16 protein-coding genes are annotated in these 16,416 nt (G+C 66.0%); 4 read left to right on the top strand and 12 right to left on the bottom strand.

The features are described from left to right. The 11 genes from J2X67_RS03685 to J2X67_RS03635 form a co-directional block, all read right to left on the bottom strand. Positions 1 to 378, bottom strand: a complete 378-nt coding sequence (locus J2X67_RS03685; RefSeq protein ID WP_309950623.1) for a nuclear transport factor 2 family protein — start codon at positions 376 to 378, stop codon at positions 1 to 3. Between the two features lie 134 nt (positions 379 to 512). Next, positions 513 to 1,379 carry a substrate-binding domain-containing protein gene (locus tag J2X67_RS03680; RefSeq protein ID WP_309950621.1) on the bottom strand — a complete coding sequence of 289 codons (867 nt, stop codon included), beginning with the start codon at positions 1,377 to 1,379 and terminating at the stop codon, positions 513 to 515. Further along, complete coding sequence (locus J2X67_RS03675; RefSeq protein WP_309950834.1) at positions 1,376 to 2,077, bottom strand: phosphate ABC transporter ATP-binding protein; 702 nt, start codon at positions 2,075 to 2,077, stop codon at positions 1,376 to 1,378. Before J2X67_RS03675 ends, J2X67_RS03680 begins: the two co-directional genes overlap by 4 nt. A 14-nt stretch (positions 2,078 to 2,091) precedes the next feature. Continuing rightward, positions 2,092 to 2,850: an ABC transporter permease gene (locus J2X67_RS03670; protein WP_309950618.1), complete on the bottom strand. Its 759-nt coding sequence runs from the start codon at positions 2,848 to 2,850 to the stop codon at positions 2,092 to 2,094. Between the two features lie 95 nt (positions 2,851 to 2,945). After that, on the bottom strand, positions 2,946 to 4,418 hold the full coding sequence (locus tag J2X67_RS03665; protein ID WP_309950616.1) for a M81 family metallopeptidase: 1,473 nt from the start codon (positions 4,416 to 4,418) through the stop codon (positions 2,946 to 2,948). After that, on the bottom strand, positions 4,415 to 5,671 hold the full coding sequence (locus tag J2X67_RS03660) for a Zn-dependent hydrolase (protein ID WP_309950615.1): 1,257 nt from the start codon (positions 5,669 to 5,671) through the stop codon (positions 4,415 to 4,417). Before J2X67_RS03660 ends, J2X67_RS03665 begins: the two co-directional genes overlap by 4 nt. A 34-nt stretch (positions 5,672 to 5,705) precedes the next feature. Beyond that, positions 5,706 to 6,419, bottom strand: coding sequence for an ABC transporter ATP-binding protein (locus tag J2X67_RS03655; protein ID WP_309950613.1), 714 nt, complete (start codon positions 6,417 to 6,419; stop codon positions 5,706 to 5,708). Next, positions 6,416 to 7,189 carry an ABC transporter ATP-binding protein gene (locus J2X67_RS03650; protein ID WP_309950611.1) on the bottom strand — a complete coding sequence of 258 codons (774 nt, stop codon included), beginning with the start codon at positions 7,187 to 7,189 and terminating at the stop codon, positions 6,416 to 6,418. The genes J2X67_RS03655 and J2X67_RS03650 overlap by 4 nt, the downstream gene beginning before the upstream one ends. After that, positions 7,186 to 8,154, bottom strand: coding sequence for a branched-chain amino acid ABC transporter permease (locus J2X67_RS03645; RefSeq protein ID WP_309950609.1), 969 nt, complete (start codon positions 8,152 to 8,154; stop codon positions 7,186 to 7,188). The genes J2X67_RS03650 and J2X67_RS03645 overlap by 4 nt, the downstream gene beginning before the upstream one ends. Positions 8,155 to 8,162: 8 nt before the next feature. Next, positions 8,163 to 9,023: a branched-chain amino acid ABC transporter permease gene (locus tag J2X67_RS03640; protein WP_062362478.1), complete on the bottom strand. Its 861-nt coding sequence runs from the start codon at positions 9,021 to 9,023 to the stop codon at positions 8,163 to 8,165. Positions 9,024 to 9,048: 25 nt separating this feature from the next. Further along, positions 9,049 to 10,254, bottom strand: coding sequence for an ABC transporter substrate-binding protein (locus tag J2X67_RS03635; RefSeq protein WP_309950606.1), 1,206 nt, complete (start codon positions 10,252 to 10,254; stop codon positions 9,049 to 9,051). A 188-nt stretch (positions 10,255 to 10,442) separates the two neighbouring features. On the opposite strand from J2X67_RS03635, the gene J2X67_RS03630 reads away from it, so the two are divergent. Further along, a complete protein-coding gene (locus J2X67_RS03630) occupies positions 10,443 to 11,228 on the top strand; it encodes a FadR/GntR family transcriptional regulator (RefSeq protein ID WP_309950605.1) in 786 nt (261 codons plus the stop codon). A gap of 74 nt (positions 11,229 to 11,302) precedes the next feature. Here the strand turns inward: J2X67_RS03630 and J2X67_RS03625 are convergent, their stop codons facing one another. Then, positions 11,303 to 12,259: a LysR family transcriptional regulator gene (locus tag J2X67_RS03625; RefSeq protein WP_309950603.1), complete on the bottom strand. Its 957-nt coding sequence runs from the start codon at positions 12,257 to 12,259 to the stop codon at positions 11,303 to 11,305. A 108-nt stretch (positions 12,260 to 12,367) separates the two neighbouring features. Between J2X67_RS03625 and J2X67_RS03620 the strand changes: the two genes are divergently transcribed. The 3 genes from J2X67_RS03620 to J2X67_RS03610 all read left to right on the top strand — a co-directional run bounded on the left by J2X67_RS03620 (position 12,368) and on the right by J2X67_RS03610 (position 16,400). Then, on the top strand, positions 12,368 to 13,723 hold the full coding sequence (locus J2X67_RS03620; protein WP_309950600.1) for an aspartate aminotransferase family protein: 1,356 nt from the start codon (positions 12,368 to 12,370) through the stop codon (positions 13,721 to 13,723). A gap of 80 nt (positions 13,724 to 13,803) precedes the next feature. Further along, the gene (locus tag J2X67_RS03615; RefSeq protein ID WP_309950598.1) at positions 13,804 to 14,910 is read left to right on the top strand and encodes a substrate-binding domain-containing protein; all 1,107 of its coding nucleotides are present in this window, start codon (positions 13,804 to 13,806) and stop codon (positions 14,908 to 14,910) included. A 50-nt stretch (positions 14,911 to 14,960) separates the two neighbouring features. Beyond that, positions 14,961 to 16,400, top strand: a complete 1,440-nt coding sequence (locus J2X67_RS03610; protein WP_309950596.1) for an MFS transporter — start codon at positions 14,961 to 14,963, stop codon at positions 16,398 to 16,400. Positions 16,401 to 16,416: the final 16 nt, after the last annotated feature.

Genomic DNA, 16,416 nt, shown 5'->3' with positions numbered 1-16,416 from the left:
TCAGGCGCCGACCGGCACCTTGTCGAGAAAGCCGGTTACCGTGCGCAGCTTGCCGGCATCGAGCTGGGCGAAGTCGGTGCCCTGAATCAGGTCTTCTGCGCCGCTCGGCCCCAGCGTCCACGAAAAGCGCAGGTTGTCGCCATGCGCCTCGGCGTTGCCGAACAGGCTGAAGCGAAAGCCCGGATACCGCTGGTGCACGGCGCCGACCAGAGCGCTGATCTGCTCGCGGCCACTGGCCTGGGCCATCGGGTCGACATAGTTCGCATCGGCCGTCCAGGCGGCTTCGATCAACTCGGCCCGGCGAGCGGCGTCGGTTTCGTTCCAGACGGCGATGTAGCGCTGGGCAATGGCGGTGGCGTTGTGTGCGGCGGTGTTCATGATGACGATTCCTTTCGAAGATCTCGACCCGCAACATCGCGGGGTGAAGGAATGGTCGCGCCGGGCACTTCCGGCGTCGATGACCTGGGAGGTCATGGTGCGCACCGCAGCGGCTGCCACCGCCGCAGGTTTCATCAGTTCGCCTGCGCGTTCGGAAAGAACAGTTGCTCGCCGCCGATCTTGTAGGCCGCAATGGTCTGCTGCCCCGCGGGCGAGGTCACCCAGTCGACGAACTTCTGCGCGCCGTTGCTGTTGAGCGAGGGGAATTTAGCCGGGCTCACGACCATCACGCCGTACTGGTTGAAGAGCCGCTTGTCGCCCTCGACCAGCACTGCCAGGTCGGCGCGGTTCTTGAAGCTGAGCCAGGTGCCGCGGTCCGCAAGCACGTAGCCGCCCGACGATGCCGCAATGTTGAGCGCCGGCCCCATGCCGCAGCCGCATTCCTTGTAGCCCGTGCCCTTGCGGTCGTTGGGCACCGGCTGGCCTGCTTCGGCCACGCCGGCCTGCGTCCAGAGGCGGCGTTCGGCCGCGTCGGTGCCGCTCTTGTCGCCGCGCGAGACGAAAGGCGCGTTGGCCGCGGCAATCTTCTTCAGCGCGGCGGCAATGTCCTTGCCGCTCACGCCTGCCGGATCGGCCTTCGGGCCCACCAGCACAAAGTCGTTGTACATCACGGGGTAGCGCTTGGCGCTGAAGCCCTCGGCCACGAACTTCTCCTCGGCCGCCGTGTCGTGCACGAACAGCACATCGGCATCGCCGCGCTTGGCCATGTCGATGGCCTGGCCGGTACCCACCGCCACCACCTTGACGTCGATATCGCTGGCCTTCTTGAAGGCCGGCAGCAGATGGGCGAACAGGCCCGACTGCTCGGTGGACGTGGTCGACGCCATGGTGATGGTCTCGGCTTGCGCACTAGCCATGACCCCCGCGGCGGCGAAGAAAACAGCCACTGCGAGCGAGGCCCGGATGCCCGCATTGCCGCGGCGCTTGAAGAACGAATTCATGCCAACTCTCCTTTGACGAACAGGCGGGCCTCTTCAGGCAGGGGCCCATGGAAAAAATCATGCACAGGCAAATCGGCCAGCACGCGGCCGTGCTCCAGGTAGACCACGCGGCTGGCGAGCCGCTTCACCTGGCCGAGGTTGTGGCTTGCGAAGACCAGCGTGCGGCCGACTGCGGCTTCGGCAATGAGCGTTTCGACCTCGTGCTTGGCAGTAGGGTCGAGGCTGGCGGTGGGCTCGTCGAGCAGCAGCACCGCCGGATGCAGCGCCCAGGCGCGTGCCAGCGCCACGCGCTGCTGCTGGCCGCCCGAGAGGGCACGCGCATTGCGGTCGGCCAAGTCTTCGAGCCCGACGCGGGCCAGGGCTGGAATGGCGGCGCGCCGCGCATCGCGCCAGCGCGTGCCACGCAGCCACAGCGCCATTGCCACGTTGACGACCACCGAAGCGCGCAGCATGTGCGGGCGCTGGAACAACATGGCCTGGTGGCGCCGCGGCGCCGCGCTGGTAAAGCTGCCCGCGGCATGCGGCACCAGCCCGTGCAGCAACCGCAGCAGCGTGGTCTTGCCGCTGCCGTTGGCGCCGATGAGCGCCACGCGCTCGCCGGCTGCAATGGTGAGCGTGGCGCCCTGCAGCGCCGCCACCCGCCCCAGGCGAACATCGACGCCGTACAGCGCGAACACGGTGTTGTCGGCGCTCGCCATCTGGGCTTGTTCGTTCACGGCCGCACCTCTGGCCGCCGCCACGCCGCAAGACCACCGCCCTCGCCTCCGCCGCCATCGACCCGCTCACGCCAGCCGCGAACCGCGGCAATGGCCAGGTTGAGCACCAGCACCACGCCCAACAGCACGATGCCCAGCGCCAGTGCCAACGGCAGGTCGCCCTTGCTGGTTTCGAGCGCAATGGCGGTGGTCATCACGCGCGTGAAGCCGTCGATGTTGCCGCCCACCACCATCACCGCGCCCACCTCCGAAACAGCGCGCCCAAAGGCGGCAATAAGCACGGTGAGCAGCGCATAGCGCTCGTCCCACACCAGCAGCAGCGCGCGCACCAGCGGCCCGGCGCCCAGCGAACGCAGCTGCTCGCCATGCGCGCGCTCGGCGTCCTCGATGGTCTGGCGCGTGAGCGCCGTTACCACCGGCAGCACAAGCACCGTCTGTGCAAGCACCATCGCCTTGAAGGAGAAAAGCCAGCCCAGGAACCCGAGCGGCCCGGAACGCGAAAGCAACAGGTAGATCACCAGCCCGACCACCACCGAGGGCAGCGCCAGCAGCGTGTTCAGCAGCGTAAGCAGCGCGGCACGGCCGCGAAAACGCGCCACCCCAAGCCATGCCCCGAGCAACAGGCCGAATCCGCAGGCCAGTGCGCACGCGCTGGCACTGACCGCGAGCGACCGCCCCACAATGGCCAGCAGCACCGGATCGCCCGAGACAAGCAGCTGCCAGGCCGCGACGGCGCTCTGTGCAAATGTGTTCACGCGGTGGGCTTCATGGGTGGAAGCGCCGCAGTATCGGGGTGTACCTCCAATTACCTATGCAATTTTTTGCATAGGTAGGCGGGTACCCGATTTGCTCAGATCGCGTCGAGCGGAAACACCGGCCGGCGCACTTTGGAAAACGGGAACAGACCGTAGTCCGAACTGGTCACGCCCGGGCTGTCGCACTCGACCAGGGCGGCCGAAATCGGCTCGAACACCGGCCGGCAATACATGCGCGACTTGAGCAGCAAGAAGCGCTCCGTGCGCGGGTCGAGCCCCGCGCATTCAAAAACGCCAATGTCCCAGGGCTCCTGCGTGCGCTCGGTCACCACGATGCGCGCCGCACCAATGTCGAACAGCACCGTGCGGCCCATGCTGCTGCGCTGGCCGGTGTAGGTGGGGCCGGTGATCACGTATTCGCCGTTGCAGATGGTGCGCACCGTGCCGGTCAGCGCCACAGGCTTTTTCGACAGGCCGATGCCGGCCAGAGAAACCTTGTTGCCGAGCGCGACCGTCACCGTCGCGCCCTGGCCCGCCGCGATCAGCTCGGCCACCGCCGCGGGGTCGCACAGCGGACCCACGCCGATACCGTCGAGCCCCTGGGCCAGCGCCTCCTGCAGAACATCCATCGTGTCGCAGCTGCCACCCGACATGCAGTTGTCGCCATGGTCGAGCAGCAGCACCGGACGCGCCGCGCCGGCGGCGACAACCTTTGCGCGTGCCACCGATTCCGCCAGCGGCTCGCTGCGGTAGATGAACGCCTCGCGCTCTTCCCACATCTGCGCCGCAATGCGATCTGCCGTGGCCTGCGCGCGCTCTGGAGATTGCGCATCGACCGCCACCACGCTCATGCAGGGCGCCTCGATGTCGGACAGCGAGAAGCCGGCAAAGATGGACACCGCGAGCGATTCCGATTTTTCGGCTTCGCGCGCGGCCTCGATGGCCCGCTGCATTGCGCCGGTGAACGATGCGCTGCGCAGCGTGTGCGCCATCAACGGCAGCTGGTGCCAGCGCATCGCGGGCTTGCTGCGCCCCGCGAGCAGGTCGAACAGCAGCCGGCCGGCATGCTCGCCGGTTTCGTACATGTCGATGTGCGGATAGGTCTTGAAGCCGACGATCACGTCCGCATTGCCCACCATGGCCGGCGTGACGTTGGCGTGCAGGTCGAGCGCCACGCCAATGGGCACCCCGGGTGCCGCGGCGCGCAGACGCACCAGCAGGTCGCCTTCGCCGTCGGCGCTGTTCTGCGCCACCATGGCGCCGTGCAGGTCGAGCAGGATCGCATTGCAGCCCGGCGCCGCATCGACGATGCACTGGGTGAGCGCGGTGTAGGCCTTCGCATCCACCGGCCCGCTCGGGTTGGCCGAAGCCGAAACCGGCGTAACCAGCGTCGCGCCCGCCTGCTCGGCCAGGTCGATGAAGGCCGACATCGCGGTGCGCATGCCCTTGTTGTCCGTGTAGGCCTGCTCGCCGAACGTGGGGCCTTCGGGCCCGAACGCCGCCAGCGGCGTGGGCACCGGCGAGAAGGTGTTGGTCTCGTGGTTGAGCCGCGCAATCAGCACCTTCATTGCAACGCCACTCCCGCGCTTTGCAGCATGGCTTGCAGCAGCACATTGCAGCCGGCCTCCAGATGATCGGGCTGCGCGTCCTCGATCTCGTTGTGGCTGATGCCGTCCAGGCACGGAACGAAGATCATCGCCGTGGGACACACGCGCGCCAGGTACACCGCATCGTGCCCCGCGCCGCTGATCACGTTCATCCAGGTCATGCCCTGCGCCTGTGCGGCTTCACGGATGGCCGACACCAGCGTGGGCGTGAAGGGCTGCGGTGGAAAGTAGACAACCTGCTCCACCGTCGCCTCGACCTTGCCTTTCGCGCCGATGCGTTGCACGGCCTCCTTCAGCTCGGCGTCCATGGCTGAAAGCACCACGTCGTCCGCCGCGCGCAGGTCGACGCTGAGCTTGACGCGCCCCGGAATCACGTTGCGCGAATTCGGATAGTTGTCGATCCAGCCGACCGTGCCGCGCGCATGCGGCGCATGGGCCAGCGCGATGCGGTTGACCTCGATCACGAGTTCGGAAGCGGCGAGCAATGCGTCCTTGCGCAGTTCCATGGGCGTGGGGCCGGCGTGGGCTTCCATGCCCTGCACCACCACGTCGTACCAGCGCTGGCCGAGCGCCCCCTCGACCACGCCGATGACGCGCTCATTGGCCTCGAGCACCGGGCCCTGTTCGATATGCGCCTCGAAATAAGCGCCCACCGGCGATGCGGCTGCCGAAGCCGGCGCGCTGCCCGCGTAGCCGATGGAAGAAAGTGCTTCGGCCACGCTGATGCCCTCGGTGTCGCGCTGCGCCAGCGCATGCTCGAGCGTGAAGGCGTCCACGAAAACGCCCGAGCCCATCATCACCGGCACGAAGCGCGAGCCCTCCTCATTGGTCCACACCGCAATTTCCAGCGGCGCCTCGGTCAGCACGTTGGCGTCGTTCAGGCTGCGGATCACCTCCAGCCCGGCCAGCACGCCATAGTTGCCGTCGAACTTGCCGCCCGTGGGCTGGGTGTCGATGTGGCTACCCGTGACCACCGGCGGCAGCGTGTTGTTGCGGCCCGCGCGGCGCGCAAAGATGTTGCCGATCTGGTCCACACGCACCTCGCAGCCGGCCTCGCGCGCCCAACGGGTGAAGAGATCGCGGCCCTGCCGGTCGAGGTCGGTCAGCGCAATGCGGCAAACGCCGCCCTTCTCGGTCGCGCCGAGCTTCGCCAGGTCCATCAGCGAGTTCCAGAGGCGCTTGCCATTGATGCGGAGTTGGGTTGTTGAGTTCATGGCTTTGCAAAAAAGATGAAGGGGTTCGAAGGCCTCAAGCAAGGCCTACGCCCAGGTAGCGGTCTTTCACTTCATGGTCGGCCATGAAGGCGGCATTGCCTGCCTCGTGCACGATCACGCCTTGCTCGAGGATGTAGTGCCGGTCGGCCAGTTGCACGCAGACTTCCAGGTTCTGCTCCACCAGCAGAATGGCCACGCCGGCCGCCTTGATGAGCTTGAGCTGCGCGACGATTTCTTCCACGATGACCGGTGCAAGGCCTTCTACGGGCTCGTCGAGAATCAGCAGGCGCGGGTGGTTCATGAGCGCACGGCCAATGGCCAGCATCTGCTGCTCGCCGCCCGAAAGCTGGCCACCTCCGTTGCGGCGCCGCTCCTTCAGGCGAGGAAAAATGCGGTAGATGTCGTTCAGCTGCCAGGGCGAATCGCGCCGCTGCCCGAGCAGCAGGTTTTCTTCGACGGTCAGCAGCTTGAACACGCCGCGGTGCTCGGGCACCAGGCACACGCCGCGCGTGGCAATGCGGTGCGGCGGCATGCCCGCGATGTCCGCGCCCTGAAAGCGCACGCGGCCGCTGGTGGGCGTGACCGCACCGGCAATGCTCTTGAGCGTGGTCGATTTGCCCGCGCCGTTGCGGCCGAGCAGCGTGACGAGTTCGGCCTCGCCCACCGCCATCGACACGCCCTGCAGCACGTGGCTCTTGCCGTAGTGCGCATGCAGCGCCTCGACTTCGAGGATGTTGTTTCCGCTCATGCCCTGCCCCCGGTGATCATGTTGCCCAGGTAGGCCGTGCGCACACGCGCGTCGGCCCGGATGTCGCCAGGCAACCCTTCTGCCAGCACGCGGCCCAGCTGCATCACGGTCACGGTGTCGGAAATGTCCATCACGATGTTCATGTTGTGCTCGATCAGCACCACGGTGTGCGCATCGCGCAGCCCGCGGATCAGCCGCTTCATGTCGTCCAGGTCGTCGATGCCCATGCCCGAGGTGGGCTCGTCCAGGAAGATGGCCTTGGGCCTGGCGGCCAGCGCCATGCCCACCTCGAGGCGGCGCTGCTGGCCATGCGAAAGCTCGCTCGCGGGCACGTCGGCCAGCCGCGTGAGACCAATGCGCTCCAGCACCTCTGCCACCGTTTCGGCGCAGGCGCGTTCGCCGACGGGCGCTCGCCAGCAGTTCATTGCCTGCCGCGGCGCAATGCCTTGCGCCGCCACACGCAGGTTCTCGCGCACCGGCAAGCTCGCAAACAGGCTGGTCACCTGAAACGAGCGCGCCATGCCGCGCTGCACGCGCTTGTGATCGGGCTCGCGGGTCACATCGTGCCCGTCGAACAGGATGCGGCCGCCGGTGGTGGTGCCGGTGCCGGTGAGCATGTGGAACAGCGTGGTCTTGCCTGCGCCGTTCGGGCCGATGACCGAGTGCACCGTGTTGCGCCTGATCTTCAGGTCGACCCCGCCGAGCGCAGCGAACTTGCCGTAGTGCTTTGTGACGCGGATGGCTTCGATGAGTACCGGTTCTTCGCTCATGCCTTTTCTCCTTGCGCGGGAGTTGCTTGCAGTGCGCTCTTGGCGGCCCGCTCCTTGCGGAACACGCGGCGCCACACGCTTTCACCCAGGCCCCAAAGGCCGCGTTGCATGCCGATGCTCACGCCGATCAGCAGGAGCCCCAGCAGCAGCAGCCATCGTGGCCACAGCGTGGAGAGCCAGTCGGCCAGCAGCACGTAGAAGGCAGATCCCAGCACCGAAGCAAAGAGGTTGCCGGTGCCGCCGATCACGGTAATGACCAGGATCATCTCGCTGGTGTGGTACTCGGCATTCGACAGCGGCGCAATGCCGGTCATCATCGCGTGCAGCCCACCCGCAAGGCCCGTGACGGCGCCCGAGATCACGAAAGCCAGCAGCTTGAAGCGCTTGAGGTCGTAGCCCACGGCGGCGGCGCGGTCCTCGTTGTCGCGAATGGCAAGCAGTGTGCGGCCGAACACCGAATCGGTCACGCGCAGCAGCAGGCCGAAGGCGATGAGGAACACCACCGCCACGAAGGCGTAGTACTTCCAGGGCGTGTCCATGAAGGCCGGGCGCGGCACGTCGAGCAGGCCGTTGTCGCCGCCGGTGAGGCCCGAAGCGGTGTACGCCACAAAGTAGAACATCTGTGCGAAGGCCAGCGTGAGCATCACGAAGTAGGTGCCGCGCTGGCGAATTGCCACCCAGCCGACCAGCGCTGCACCAAGCGCACCCATGGAAATGGCCGCAAGCAGCGCGATCGGCATGGGCAGTTGCAGCCGCGTGAGCAGGATGGCGATGGTGTAGCTGCCCAGCCCAAAGAAGATGCCCTGGCCGAACGACAGCAGGCCCGTGTAGCCCAGCAGCAGGTTGCAGCCCAGCGCGGCAAGCGCATAAATGAGCACCTCGCTGGCGAGGGAACCCGAGCGCAGCACCAGCGGAAGGCCCAGCGCAACGACGAGCGCCAGGAGGAAAGTGATTTTTCTTGGCATGGCGATCTTCATCCTCTGCGGCCGAGCAAGCCATGCGGGCGCAGCAGCAGCACGGCACCCATTGCAACGTAGATCATCAGGCTCGCGCCCGGCGGCCAGATGGTGCTCATCAGGCTTTGCACAATGCCGATGAGCAGGCCGCCGACGAGCGCCCCGCCAAAGCTGCCGAGCCCGCCGATCACCACCACCACGAAGGCAACGCTGAGCGCCTCCACGCCCATGAAAGGCTCCGCGCCGCGAATAGGCGCGGCCAGCACACCCGCCAGCGCCGCGGTGGCAGCGCCCAGCGCAAACACCAGGCTGAACACGCGGAACACATTGATGCCGAGCAGCGACACCATCTCGGTCGATTCGCTCCCCGCGCGCACCGCGCTCCCCAGGCGCGTGCCTTCGAGCACCCACCACAAGAGCACCGCGAGCACGGCGGTAAAGCCGATCACGAACAGCCGGTACTTGGGGTAGATGAAGCTGCCCCACATCACCACGCCCTGCAGCAAGTCCGGCGTGGGCACGCTGTTGCCGAGCGGCCCCCAGAACACGATGACGATCTCTTGCACGGCAAGCGCAAGCCCCACGGTCACGAGAATGTGGAACTCGTGCGCCTTGGCGTACACGCGGCGCAGCAGCAGCTTCTCGGCCAGCCACCCCAGCGCGCCCACGAACAGCGGCACCAGCACCAGCGCGGCCCAGAAGTCGAGACCCCACTGCATGGCCTGAAAGCACAGGTAGGCACCCAGCAGATAGAAAGCCCCGTGCGCAAAATTCACGAAGCGCAGCAGGCCGAACACGATGGACAAGCCAACGGCCAGCAGGAAATACAGCATGCCGATGCCGATTCCGTTGATGGTCTGGAGCAGGTAGACGGTCATGGGCGCGTCGGTGTCCTCTGCGGCCTCAGGCCAGCTTGCAGCCGGTCTTGTCTACGGCAAGGAACGACTTGCCCGAACTCACCACGTCCACATAGTCGGCCGCGTTCTTCATCTTCGACTTGGCCTTGCCCTTGAGCAGGTAGTAGTCCTTGATGACCTGGTGGTCGGCCTTGCGGATTTCTTCGGTGCCGGTGAGCCCTTCGTACTTCATGCCTTCCAGCGCGGCAATCACGGCCTTCTGGTCCACGGTGCCCGCCTTGACGATGCCGTCGATGAGGATCTTGGTACAGACGTATGAGCCCGCGAGGCTGTAGTTGGGCACGATCTTCAGCTTGTCGGCCGTGAGCTTCACCAGGTCCTTGTTGAGCGTTGTGTCTGCGGTGTGCCAGTACTGCGCGCCAAAGTACACGCCGTCGCACAGGTCGGCGCCGAGTTCGTCGAACTGCTCCAGGCCCGAGGCCCAGGCCATGAGGATGGTCATGTTCTTGTGCATGCCAAAGCTCACCGCCTGGCGCAGCGCGGCAGACGATTGCGCGCCGAAGTTCAGTAGCAGCAGCACGTCGGGCTTGGCCGCCATGGCGTTGGTGAGGTAGCCGCTGAACTCCTTCTCGTTGAGCGAGTGGTAGCTGTTGCCCACATGCTCGATGCCCTTCTCCTGGAAGATGTTCTTGGCCGCGCCCAGGAGGCCTTCGCCGAACACGTATTGCGGCGTGATGGTGTACCAGCGCTTGGCCTTGGGCATGGAGGCGATCAGCGGGCGCACGGTCTGCTCGATGGCGCCGAAGGTGGGCACCGACCAGCGGAAGGTGGCGGGGTTGCAGTCCTTGCCCGTGATTTCGTCGGCGCCCGCGGTGGTGATGAACACGCCGCCGGCCTTCTCGGCCTCCTTGCCCATGGCCAGTGCCTCAGACGACAGGATGCCGCCGGCAAAGAACTTGGCGCCCTGCTGCTGCGAGGCTTCCTGCACCTTGCGAACGGCGGTGGCTGGCTTGCCCTCGGTGTCGAGCACGGTGTAGGCCAGGGGGCGCTTGAGCACGCTGCCGTATTGCTCGATGGCCAGCTTCATGCCCAGGTCCGCGAACTTGCCGTTGGCCGCAAAGGCGCCCGACATGGGCACCGGGCAGCCAAAGCGGATCGCTTCGGCCGATTGGGCGAAGGCGGCGCGGCCGGCCAAAAGCGAGGCGGGAGCGGCCGACAGAGCGGCAAGCTGAAGAAGGTGTCTGCGTTGCATGAAATTCTCCGGACGTGGTTGGGAGGAAAGAGAAAGGTGCGGCCTCAGGTCGGCTGCAATTTAAGCGGATAAATATGATTAATATGCTGGTAAAAACCCGCTAGCAATGGCCGTGCCAAAATCCGGACAAGGCCGGGCCCGATACCTGCTCCAGATGCCTCATCACTCCCAGAAATGACTCGCCACGCATGAAATCGACGCAGGACGCCATGGCCTTTGGGCAGAACCGCCCCAAGCGGCAAAAGCTCTCCGACGTCATCGTCGAGGACGTCAAGCGCTGGATCGTTGCCGAGCGCAAACAGCCGGGCGATCGGCTGCCGAATGAGAAGGAACTGATCGAGCTTTTCGGCTATTCGAAGAGCACGGTGCGGGAAGCCTTGAAGGCGCTGGAAGTGCGCGGGCTGATCTCGATTCGCACGGGGCCGGGCGGCGGCGCATACCTGCAGCAGGTGTCGGTCGACCATGCGTCGGAGCCGCTACGCAACTTTTTGCACTTTCATCACCTGGACGGCCACCACATCTACCAGTTGCGCAAGGTGCTGGAGCCTGAGTTGGCGGTGAGCGTGGTCGGCAAGCTGACGCCCGAACATTTCGAACGGCTGGAAGCGAATGTGCGCCTTTGCACGCTGGAGCCCACCAACGAAGACGAGCTGCGCACGCAGCGCGAGGCCGAGCTTGCGTTTCACACGATGCTGGCGGAGGCGTGCCCCAACCCGGTGCTCTCCTTCATGTGCCGCTTCCTGAACGACTTGCTGCGCGATCTGGTGGTCTACAAGAAGGCGCTGGACCATCACCACTTTGGCGAGGCCAATGTCGACTATCACACGCAGTTGCTGTCGGCCTACCGCCGCGAAGACGCGGATGAAGTGCGCCGGTTGATGGCTGAGCACATGGTCGACGCCGAGGCGCACATGCATGAGATGGAGGCGCATATCGGGGCCAAGCATTTGCTGTTGCCTAGCGGGCAGCGCTGATCAAACCCCGCTCTGTGCAACGCGCCCGCTGGCGGGGTGCCTTGCGCAGCGAAATAAAGGTGCGCGCCCCGAATTCAGGCGTGCGCCTTCTCCAAACACTCCTGAAAAGCCAACACAGCCCGTGACGGCTTGGGCGACCGCCGCAACAGGCTTACAAACCGGCACGCGTAGTTGAACCGGGCCGGCAGCACAGGCTTCATGAGACCGCGCTCCTCGAACACCTGCGCATAGTGGTCGGGCAAGAAGCCGAGAAAACGCCCGGAAAGAATCAGCGTCGCAATCGCCTCCTGGTCGAAGCCCGTCGCCTTGCGCGAGAGCTTGGCCCGGTGGCTCAGTTCCATATTGGGTGAGTGGTAGCCCAAGCCTGCGAAGTGGTGCTCGCGCAGCTTGGCCCATGTGAGCTTTGCGTTGTTGCTCTCGAAGAGCGGATGTCCCTTGCCGCAGTAAAGCAGCATCGTCTCGTCGAACAGGTCGGCGTACACCAGGCTCTTCGAGGCGCGGTGCGCCGGGATGATGCCGATCTGGAAATTGCCTTCCAGCACGCCCTGCTCTATGGCGTTGATCGAACCTACATGCACCGCCAGGTTCACCTCTGGCGCAATCTCGGTAAAGCGCGCAATCGCCTCGCCGATGCGCGCCTTGGGATTGGTGGCCGTCTTGTCGAACAGCGCCACCTCCAACTGCCCGCCCATGCGGTTGTGGATGTCGTCGATGCTGCCGCGGAAGGCATCGACCGACGCCAATAGCCGAAGCGTCTCGTCGTACACCCGCTGGCCCTCGGCCGTGAGCGCAAAACCGGCGCGGCCGCGCCGGCACAGCACCAGCCCGAGGCGAGTCTCCAGGTCTTTCACATGCCGGCTCACGGTGGAGGTGCCGATGTTCAGTTCCAGCTCTGCGGCCGCCATGCCGCCGCAATCGACCACGCTCTTGAACACCTTGAGCAGGCGCAGGTCCATGTCGCTGAGCTGCCCCAGAACGGCGCGGTTGCGCGTGCCCTGGGCACTGTTTTGGGCTCTGGCTTTTACTTGCATGAAACGTCAAGTGAACATTGATATTGCGCCATTCTCCACACTGATTGCCTTGCCAACAATCGGCACACCTCATCACCCTTCCGGAGCCCGCCCTGCGCGGGAAGCGCCATGACACTTGCAACACCCGCCATCGAACCGGCGCCCGCCTTGCGCACCGACGCCGCATGGCTCGACGCGCACTGGATGCCCTACACCGGCAACCGCAACTTCAAGGCCGATCCGCGCATGATCGTGGAGGCCAAGGGGGCCTACTTCACCGACGGCGACGGCCGCAAGATCTTCGATGGCCTTTCGGGCCTCTGGTGCTCTGGCCTCGGCCATGGCCGCCCCGAAATCACCGAGGCGGTGAGCCGCCAGATCGCCAAGCTCGACTACTCGCCCGCCTTCCAGTTCGGCCATCCGCTTTCGTTCGAGCTGGCCAACAAGATCAAGGAGCTCACGCCCGCGGGGCTGGACTACGTGTTCTTCACCGGCTCGGGCTCGGAAGCGGCCGACACCTCGCTGAAGATGGCGCGCGCCTACTGGCGCACCAAGGGCCTTGCGAGCAAGACGCGCCTCATCGGCCGCGAAAAGGGCTATCACGGCGTTAACTTCGGCGGCATTTCGGTGGGCGGGATTGCGGCCAACCGAAAACTTTTTGGCCAGGGCGTGGAAGCGGATCACCTGCCACATACGCAGATTGCGGCCAACGCCTTTACGCGCGGCATGGCAGAAAACGGCGCCGAGCTGGCCGACCGCCTGCTCGATCTGATCGCGCTGCACGATGCATCGAACATCGCGGCGGTCATCGTCGAGCCGTTCGCGGGCTCTGCCGGCGTGGTGATTCCGCCGAAGGGCTACCTGAAGCGGCTGCGCGACATCTGCACCGCGAACAACATCCTGCTGATTTTCGATGAAGTGATCACCGGTTTCGGCCGCTGCGGCGCGCTCACGGGTGCAGAGGCTTTTGGCGTGACGCCCGACATCATGAACATTGCCAAGCAGGTGACCAACGGCGCGCAGCCGATGGGCGCGGTGGTTGCCAGCAAGGAGATCTACGACACCTTCATGGCAGCCGGCGGTCCCGACTACATGCTTGAGTTTCCGCATGGCTACACCTACGGCGCGCACCCGGTTGCCTGCGCGGCCGGCATTGCGGCGCTCGAGGTGCTGCAGAAAGAAGACATGATCGGCCGCGTGAAAACGCTTGCGCCGCATTTCGAGAATGCGGTGCACAGCCTCAAGGGCAGCAAGCACGTCACCGACATCCGCAACTACGGGCTCGCAGCCGGCATCACCATCGCCGCCCTCCCGGGCGAGCCGGCGCGCCGCCCGTACGAGATTGCGATGAACTGCTGGAAGAAGGGCTTCTACGTGCGCTACGGCGGCGACACCATACAGCTTGCGCCGCCCTTCATTGCCGAGAAGGCCGAGATCGACCGCCTCGTCAACGCACTGGCCGACGCGCTCGCAGAGACGGCCTGACGCACGGCGGCGGGCGGTGGGAGATGGGAGATGGCGGCTCTGCATAATGAGCCGGCCTCCATTTCCGTCTCGCCAGCCCCGTGCAACAGATCGACCTTTCCTACGCGATCCGTCCCCGCCGCAGCGGTTCGCGGCAGATTCGCAATCCGCTGATGCAACTGCTGCAGGCGGTGCGTGAGCATGGCTCCATCTCGGCCGCGGCGCGCGCACTCGGCCTGTCTTACCGCCATGTGTGGGGCGAGCTCAAGCAGTGGGAGCAAACGCTCGGCCATGCACTGGTGCAGAGCGAGCAGGGCCAGCGTGCGCAGCTTTCCGAATTCGGCGACAAGCTGTTGTGGGCCGAGCGCCAGGCGCAAGCGCGGCTCGCACCGCAGATCGAGGCGCTGCACGCAGAACTCGAACGCGCCTTCGCCCTTGCCTTCGACGACCGCACCCACGTGTTGAGCCTGCAGGCGAGCCACGACGATGCGCTTGCAATGCTGCGCACCCACGCGGCAGGCACCGCCCAACTGCACCTCGATATTCACTTCACGGGCAGCGTCGATGCGATACGCGCGCTCAACCAGGGCCGCTGCGTGATGGCGGGCTTTCACACGCTGGAGCATCCGCCGCAGGGTTCGCTGGCGCAGCGCACCTATCAGCCGCTGCTCAAGCCCGGGCAGCACAAGCTCATCGGCTTTGCGCGCCGTACGCAGGGCCTGATCGTGGCGCCCGGCAATCCGCTCCGACTGCGCTCGCTGGCGGACGTCGCGCGGCTGCGCGCACGCTATGTCAACCGTGCGATAGGCACCGGCACGCGCGTGCTGCTCGATGAGCTGCTGTCGCAAGCCGGTATCGATGCCGCGGCACTAGCAGGCTACGAACGCTGCGAAACCTCGCATGCCGCCGTGGCGCACGCTGTGGCGTCGGGCCAGGCCGATGCAGGGCTCGGGGTGGAGTCGGCAGCCCACGCCGAAGGCCTCGGCTTCGTGCCGCTGGTGCATGAACGGTATCACCTGGCCTGCTTGAAGTCGGCACTCGAGCAACCCGCAATGCGGGCGCTGGTGGATGTGCTGCAGAGCGCAAGCTGGCAGCACCTGCTTGGCACCCTGCCCGGCTATGAGCCCGCAGGCAGCGGCGAAGTGCAGTCGCTCCGGGCCTTGCTCCCCTGGTGGACCTTTCAGCGCGAGAAAGCGCGCAAGCACTGAAATTGCCGCGCCGAAGCTTCGCCATGGGCCAATAAGTTAAGGTTGTGTCCATGACGGATGCTGTGCATAGCGACATTCCGGCCCGGCTCGACCGCCTTCCATGGTCGCGCTGGCATTGGCGCGTGGTGATCGCGCTTGGCGTGGCCTGGGTGCTCGACGGCCTCGAAGTGACGCTGGTCGGCTCCATAGGCGCCGTGCTCGAGCGGCCCGACACGCTGGGCCTCAGCGCCGCCGAGATCGGCTGGTCGGGTTCGATCTACATCGCGGGCGCGGTCATCGGCGCCCTGCTCTTCGGCCGGCTTACCGACCGGCTCGGGCGCAAGAAACTGTTTCTCGTCACGCTGGTGGTCTACACGCTGGGCACGCTGGCAACGGCGTTCTCGCCGGATTTCGCCTTTTTTGCGCTCTGCCGTTTTGTGACTGGCCTGGGCATTGGCGGCGAATACGCGGCCATCAACTCGGCCATCGACGAGCTCATTCCGGCACGCGTGCGCGGCCGCGTGAACCTTGCCATCAACGGCAGTTTCTGGATTGGCGCGGCATTGGGTGCCGCGCTCAGCCTGGTGCTGCTCGATGCGCGCGTGATCGGCCCGGTGTGGGGCTGGCGCGCGGGCTTTGCGCTGGGCGCGGTGCTGGCCGTGGCCATCTTGCTGGTGAGGCGCAACGTGCCCGAAAGCCCGCGCTGGCTGATGGCGCATGGCCGTACGGACGAGGCGCTGCGCATCGTCGAGGCCATCGAGGCCGAGGTTCGGGCGCAGCGTGGTCCGCTGCCAGCAGCCGAAGGGCGCGTGGCCTACGCCGGCGGGCGCCACCGCAGCCCGTCGATGCGCGAAGTGGCGCATGTGCTGCTGCGCCGCTATCGCGAGCGCAGCGTGGTCGCGGTGGCGCTGATGGTGTCGCAGGCTTTTTTCTACAACGCGATCTTCTTCACCTATGCGCTGGTGCTCACGCGCTTCTACGGCGTGGCCGAAGGCAGCGTGGCGCTCTATATCTTTCCGTTCGCGCTGGGCAATGTGCTCGGGCCGCTGCTGCTGGGGCCGCTGTTCGACAGTGTCGGCCGCCGCAAGATGATTGCGCTGACCTACGTGCTTGCCGGCGTCGGGCTCGCCTTTACCGGATGGGCCTTCATGATGGGCTGGCTCGACGCGCGCAGCCAGGCGCTGTGCTGGTCGGCGGTGTTCTTCCTGGCCTCGGCCGCGGCCAGCTCGGCCTATCTCACGGTGAGTGAAGTGTTTCCGCTCGAGATGCGGGCCATGGCCATCGCCATTTTCTACGCGATTGGCATGGGCGCCGGCGGCTTCGTGGCGCCGGTGCTGTTCGGCGCACTCATCGAAACCGGCAGCCGCGGCGCCGTGATGGTCGGCTACGCCATTGGCGCCGCGCTGGTCATCGTCGCGGGATTGCTGGCGTTGCGCTATGCGGCCGATGCGGAGCGCAAGCCGCTGGAGGAAGTGGCGCCACCGCTTTCTTCGGACGGCGGCAACCACTGAAGCGACGCGAGTTACG

It is taken from the genome of Variovorax sp. 3319, from assembly GCF_031456585.1.
GTDB classification, from domain to species: Bacteria; Pseudomonadota; Gammaproteobacteria; order Burkholderiales; family Burkholderiaceae_C; genus Variovorax; species Variovorax paradoxus_P.
The sequence above is the reverse complement of the archived record's forward strand: the minus strand, read 5'-3'. Positions and strand labels throughout refer to the sequence as shown.